At 73.6% G+C, this 5158-nt stretch carries 5 protein-coding genes; 4 read left to right on the top strand and 1 reads right to left on the bottom strand.

What is annotated here, in order from left to right; translation table 11 throughout:
- Window positions 1-123: 123 nt before the first annotated feature.
- Window positions 124-732 (bottom strand): TetR/AcrR family transcriptional regulator, encoded by a 609-nt coding sequence (locus AOK17_RS29325; protein ID WP_055615584.1) that lies wholly within the window; start codon window positions 730-732, stop codon window positions 124-126.
- Between the two features lie 274 nt (window positions 733-1006).
- On the opposite strand from AOK17_RS29325, the gene AOK17_RS29330 reads away from it, so the two are divergent.
- The 4 genes from AOK17_RS29330 to AOK17_RS29340 all read left to right on the top strand — a co-directional run bounded on the left by AOK17_RS29330 (window position 1007) and on the right by AOK17_RS29340 (window position 5075).
- Complete coding sequence (locus AOK17_RS29330; RefSeq protein WP_055615585.1) at window positions 1007-1873, top strand: alpha/beta hydrolase; 867 nt, start codon at window positions 1007-1009, stop codon at window positions 1871-1873.
- Window positions 1874-2588: 715 nt separating this feature from the next.
- Window positions 2589-2975: a hypothetical protein gene (locus AOK17_RS52585; RefSeq protein WP_245697429.1), complete on the top strand. Its 387-nt coding sequence runs from the start codon at window positions 2589-2591 to the stop codon at window positions 2973-2975.
- A complete protein-coding gene (locus AOK17_RS29335) occupies window positions 2960-3874 on the top strand; it encodes an alpha/beta hydrolase (protein WP_055615587.1) in 915 nt (304 codons plus the stop codon). Before AOK17_RS52585 ends, AOK17_RS29335 begins: the two co-directional genes overlap by 16 nt.
- Window positions 3867-5075, top strand: coding sequence for an acyltransferase family protein (locus AOK17_RS29340; protein ID WP_055615586.1), 1209 nt, complete (start codon window positions 3867-3869; stop codon window positions 5073-5075). The genes AOK17_RS29335 and AOK17_RS29340 overlap by 8 nt, the downstream gene beginning before the upstream one ends.
- Window positions 5076-5158: the final 83 nt, after the last annotated feature.

Raw genomic sequence — 5158 nt, forward strand, 5'->3', positions numbered from 1 at the left:
GGCGTTTGAGGACGAGCGCGTTCAGCGCGATACGGGGGTTCGGGGGCGGAGCCCCTGAGTAAGGGACGGGAATGGGTAGGGGCGGCGGGGGCGAAGAAAACCGAGGTCGCCCCCGGCACAGGTTCACGCCCCCACAACGAACACCCCGGCCCGCGCGGCCACAACCGCGGCCTCCGCCGCCCGATCAGCCGCAGCCACACCGGGAGCCACCCCCGTCGTGAGCAACGCGTAGTAGAGCGGCGCCGAGACAGCCCGTACAACCTCGGACGCGTCCGTCCCCAACGGCAACTCCCCCCGAGCGACCCCCTGTTCGACACAAGGCGCCCACTCGGCAACCCGCACCTCATAAAACCGCCGCAACGCCTCAGCCGTACGCCCGTCCCCCGTAGCCGCAGCAATCACCGCCCGAAACAACGCCCCCTGCCGAGGATCGGCCAACGTCCCCCGAACAAGCCGCGCATTGGCCCGAAGATCACCGAGCACACCCCCCGTCTCCGTACGAGGCAACGACTCCTCGGCCATCTCGGCGAGCAGATCCGCGACGAGCCCGGTCACGCTCCCCCACCGCCGGTACACCGTGGTCTTCCCCACCTCGGCCCGCCGCGCGACATCCGCCAGATCGAGATGCGCGAACCCCTGCTCGGCGAGCACGTCCCCGGCGGCCCGCAGCACGGCGGCCCGCACCCGCGCGGTACGCCCCCCGGGACGGACGGTGCCGGGCTCAGCGGACATGACGGGCTCCTTCAGGAACGTACGGCGGCTTCATGGACGTACGCCGCCCACGGCCGAGGCGTCTGGCGGAGGCGTGCGGGCGTTTCGTGGAGGCACGAGGCCCACCACCAGCGTAACGAAACAATAGAACCATTTGCCCCTCACTGAGGGTCACAGCCGCGTGTCGAGGCACGTCACCGGCCTGATACCGTCCCGCCAACGGTCCGCCCGCCGGAGCGTGTTGACAGGCGGGCCGCGCAGGTGAACACACACCGCACCGCTGAGAGGTTGGAGCATGCCGGACGACGCCCGCGACGCCGCGGAGGAGGAGTCGGCCTTCTCGCATCCGCCCGTCGACCCCGACACCACCGCCGCGTACGGCGACCACCCCGACCAGGTCGTCGACTTCTACGCGCCGCGCGGGGGCGAGGAACGCGCCCCGCTCGTCGTCGTCCTGCACGGCGGCGCCTGGCGGGCACCGTACGACCGGCGGCACATCACGCCGTTCGCGGACTTCCTGGCCAGGCGGGGCTTCGCCGTGGCCAACGTCGAGTACCGGCGCGGCGGCACCATCCCGGCGCAGGGCGGCGACGGGCCCGTCGCGGGACGCTGGCCGGACACGTTCGACGACGTGGCGGCGGCGCTCGACGCGATGCCGGGACTCGTGCGCGAGGCCCTGCCGCAGGCCGACGCGCGCCGCATGGTGGTCACCGGGCACTCGGCGGGCGGCCAGCTGGCCCTCTGGGCGGCGGCCCGTCACCTCCTGCCGGCCGATGCGCCTTGGCGCACGGACCGCCCCGCCCCGCTGCGCGGCGTCGTCGCACTCGCCCCGATCGCCGACTTCACGGTCGCCGAGAAACTGGACGTCTGCTCCGGAGCTTCCCGCCAACTCCTGGGCGGGGAGGCGAAGTTCGGTGAACGCCAGCCGTACGCCGACCCGGCCCTGCTCCTCCCGACGGGCATCGCCACGACCCTGGTCCAGGGCCGCGAGGACGTCGTCGTACCGCAGGCCGTCGCCGAGGCATACGCGGACGCGGCGGCCAAGGCCGGCGAGGTGGTCGGCCTGACCCTCCTGGAGGACGTAGGCCACTTCCCCCTGATCGACCCGGCGGCGGACGCGTGCGCGGTGGTGGCGGAGGAAATCGCCCAACTGGCCTGGTAGGGGGCGCAGCCCCGCCCCACCGGGTGCGCGGTGAGCTGCGCGCTCAGCCCCCCCCCACGCACCCACAGCCGCGTCAGCGGGAGCCGCGAATCGACGGGTGCGGTGCTGGTATCGCGGCGGAGCCGGTACCGGCTCCGCCGCCGGAGCCGAGCCCGTGCCGGGGCGGAGCTGGTGCCGGATCGGAGCCGGTGACGGAGCAGCGCCCGTGCTGGAGCGCTGCTGTGCCGGAGCGGAGCCGGTGTCGGAACGGATTCCGCGGGAGCTGAGCCTGTGCCGGGGCGGAGCTGGTGCCGGATCGGAGCCGGTGACGGAACAGCGCCCGTGCTGGAGCGCTGCTGTGCCGGAGCGGAGCCGGTGTCGGAACGGATCCCGCGGGAGCTGAGCCCGTGCCGGGGCGGAGCCGGTGACGGAGCAGCGCCCGTGCTGGAGCGCTGCTGTGCCGGAGCTAAGCCGGTGTCGGAACGGATCCCGCGGGAGCCGAGCCCGTGCTGGGGTGGCGCCCGGGCCGGGGTGGCGCCCCGCTCCGGAACAGAGCCCGGGCCGGGGTGGCGCCCCGCTCCGGAGCGCAGCCCGCGCCGGAGCCGAGCCGCTGCCCGTGCGGAGCAAAGGCGCCCCGGTGATACCCGTAATACCTGAGAGCTACCTCGCAGGTGAGCTCCCTGGCGGGACGCCGACCACAAGCCCAGATCCGTAACTTCCTTCTCAGCTGAGCCCGATGGACGGGCGAACGGAGACGGGGGCACACGGATGGGGCTACGGGGGAGGGCTGCGGCGCGACCGGATCGATCGGCCCGGCCGAGCCGTACAGACCGGCCGGTTCCGGCAGGCCACTCGGGTCAGCCAGGCCAGGCAGACCAGCCCGGTCAGCCCGGTCAGCCGGGCCATCCGGGTCAGCCGGTTCATCCGGGCCAGCCGAGCCAGCAAGGCCATCCGGTTCAGCCGGACCGGCCGAGCCAGCCAGACCGGCCGGTCCCAGCAGGCCAGCCCGGCTGGGCAGGCCATCCGGTTCGGCCAAGCCATCCCGTTCCGGCAGGCCGGCCAAGCCATCCCGGCAAACGCCCCCGATGGCCCCGCGCCCGCCGCGGCCTGCTCGCCGCTCTGATCACGGGCGCACTCGTCGCCCCGATCTCCGCCGCGGCCACCCACCCGGAGATACCGGCACCCGCCCCGGCCCGCACCGGCACGCTGACCCCCACCACGCTGGACAGCGCCTACGCGGCGAACCGGGCGAACGCCGTCGAGGCCGCGCGCATGGCCGCGGCCCACGGCGACCGCAGCCGGGCGGACGCCGTCCGCTCCATGGCGGACCCGTCGCGCCACTTCCTCACCTTCGACGCCCGCGGCTCCGGCCGAGCCGCAGAGGTATTCGGCGACCTGGCGAAGGCCGACCACGTGGCGGTCCTCGTCCCCGGCTCCGACACGAGCCTGGACACCTACGACCGCTTCCGCGCAGGAGCCCTGGCCCTGCACAAGCGGCTCGGCCCACGCGCCGCGGTGATCGCCTGGCTCGGCTACGAGACGCCCGGCACGATCAGCGCCGACGTCCTCACCACGGGCCTGGCCAAGGAAGCGGCACCCGAACTCCGCGGGTTCATACGCGAGTTGAGGAGAGTGAACGGACACGCCCGGCTCACCCTGCTGTGCCACTCGTACGGGACGGTCGTGGGCGCCCGAGCGGCAAGCGGCCTCGACATCTCGGACCTGGTGTTCATAGGCAGCCCCGGCACAGGCGTGGACTCGGCGGCCGGCCTGCACACGAAGGCACGCGTCTGGGCCGGCCGAGGAGGCGACGACTGGATCGCGGACGTCCCGCACACGAGCGCCGACCTCTTCGGCACGACGGTCGGCTTCGGCACCGACCCCGTGTCCCCGGCCTTCGGCGCCCGCGTCTTCGCGGCGGGCGACGGCGGCCACAGCGACTACCTCAAGCCGGGTTCGGTGTCCTTGGCCAACATCGCCCGGATCGTGCTCGGCAAGACACCGGAGATGACCCATGGATGACGTGGACGAGGTGATACGCCGACTGCGCCGCGGCGCCGAGCGGATCGACGCGGCGACACCCCCCGACCGGGACCGTTCCGTCGACGCCCTGCGCGCCTTCGCGATACTCGGCGTCGTGCTCGGCCACTGGCTCGTCACGGCCCTGGTCGCGGACGGCGGCAGGCTGCGCACGTCGAGCCCGCTGGCGCACATGCCCTGGCTGGCGCCCATCTCGTGGGTCTTCCAGACGCTCGCAGTGTTCTTCCTGGTGGGCGGGCACGTGGCGACGAAGAGCTACGCGTCGGCACGGTCGCGCGGCACGACGTACGGACGCTGGCTCGGTACCCGCCTGTCCCGCCTCTTCAAGCCGGTGGCGGCCGTCCTCGGGCTGTGGACCGTGGCCACGGTCGGCCTGCTCGTGACGGGCGCGGACCTGAAGACGGTCCACGCGCTGCTGAAGCTGGTCCTGTCCCCTCTCTGGTTCCTGCTGGTCTTCGCCGCGCTGACGGCGGTGACCCCACTGGTGACCCGGGTCAACCCGTTGTGGCCGCTGGCCGTCGTTCTCCATGTGGACCTCATCCGTTTCGGGTTCGGCGGCCCGGCCTGGCTGGGCTGGGCCAACGTGGCGGCGGGCTGGCTGGTGCCGTACACGCTGGGCGCGGCCTGGACGCGGGGCGAGCTGACCCGGCGTTCGGGCTGGGTGCTGCTCGCGGGCGGCACGGCGGTGACCGCGGGGCTCGTGGCATGGGGCGGCTATCCGGCGTCGATGGTCGGCGTCCCCGGCGCCTCGGTCTCCAACCTCAACCCGCCGACCCTGGCCGCGGTCACCTTCGGCCTGGCCCAGTGCGGTCTGGCGCTGCTGCTGCGCGAGCGGCTGCGCCGGGCGATGCGCCGGCCGGTGCTCTGGGCCTGGGCCGCCTTCGCCAACCTCTCCGCGATGACGATCTTCCTGTGGCACCAGACGGCACTGATGTCGGTCACCGCGACGGGCCTCCTCGCGGGCCGGCTCCCCGGCCTGCACACCACCCCAGATGGCCTCGCGTGGGTGGCGTTCCGACTGGCCTGGCTCCCGGTCTTCGCCCTCGCCCTGGCCGTGTGCTGGGCGGCCTTTCGTTCCTACGAGCAGGGGCACCGCCGCCACGGCCGTCGTACCCGTCGTCCGTCACGCGTCGTCCGCACCCACCGCGTCGCCGTGGAAGCGAACGAGGCCCGGCGTGCCTAGGGTTGACGGCGTGGACGACGCCAAGGACGCCCGGACAGAGGACGACACCACCTCGGCCCCACCCCTGGCTCGTATACACATCT

Origin of the sequence: Streptomyces phaeochromogenes (assembly GCF_001418655.1) — a bacterium.
Lineage (GTDB): Bacteria > Actinomycetota > Actinomycetes > Streptomycetales > Streptomycetaceae > Streptomyces > Streptomyces phaeochromogenes.

Excerpts from the sequence above, each read along its gene's own strand:
- AOK17_RS29325 (WP_055615584.1), bottom strand. The coding sequence starts at position 732 with ATGTCCGCTGAGCCCGGCACCGTCCGTCCCGGGGGGCGTACCGCGCGG.
- AOK17_RS29330 (WP_055615585.1), top strand. The coding sequence starts at position 1,007 with ATGCCGGACGACGCCCGCGACGCCGCGGAGGAGGAGTCGGCCTTCTCG.
- AOK17_RS52585 (WP_245697429.1), top strand. The coding sequence starts at position 2,589 with ATGGACGGGCGAACGGAGACGGGGGCACACGGATGGGGCTACGGGGGA.
- AOK17_RS29340 (WP_055615586.1), top strand. The coding sequence starts at position 3,867 with ATGGATGACGTGGACGAGGTGATACGCCGACTGCGCCGCGGCGCCGAG.